The organism is Blautia sp. MCC269, assembly GCF_018785655.1.
Taxonomy (GTDB): Bacteria; Bacillota; Clostridia; order Lachnospirales; family Lachnospiraceae; genus Blautia_A.
The window spans coordinates 1-369 of record NZ_WQQE01000028.1; the positions used below are offsets into that span (position 1 = coordinate 1).

Genomic DNA, 369 nt, shown 5'->3' on the forward strand with positions numbered 1-369 from the left:
CTTTCCCCATGACAAAATACTGGGTGCCGTCTTTTTCGGTAAGCAGGGTGCCGCTGTTTTTGTTATTGCTCTCGTTTTTGCTTTTTGCCATAGGCAGTTACCTCCATAAATGAAATATGCCCGACAAGGGAATGTCAGACAGGTGTACAGCCGCAGACTGTCTCCGTGTCAACCAAACCGTGTCAACCGGCAGAAAAGACTTTGAAAACAATCCATAGGCGCTCTATTATTACTTTTTACTTTTTCTTTGAGTTCTTGGTTGACATGGTTGACAAAGGAGAGAAATGCCCCAAATATCAGGCTTTTCCCCGTCAACCGGCTGTCAACCAAAGCGTCAACCAAACTGTCAACCGGTGGCTTTTCAGAATG

At 45.3% G+C, this 369-nt stretch carries 1 protein-coding gene; it reads right to left on the reverse strand.

Going from position 1 to position 369, the window contains the following annotated elements; genetic code table 11:
- Positions 1–168: 168 nt before the first annotated feature.
- The coding region (locus GPK88_RS10000) for a hypothetical protein (RefSeq protein WP_215707754.1) at positions 169–369 on the reverse strand (201 nt) is incomplete at its 5' end.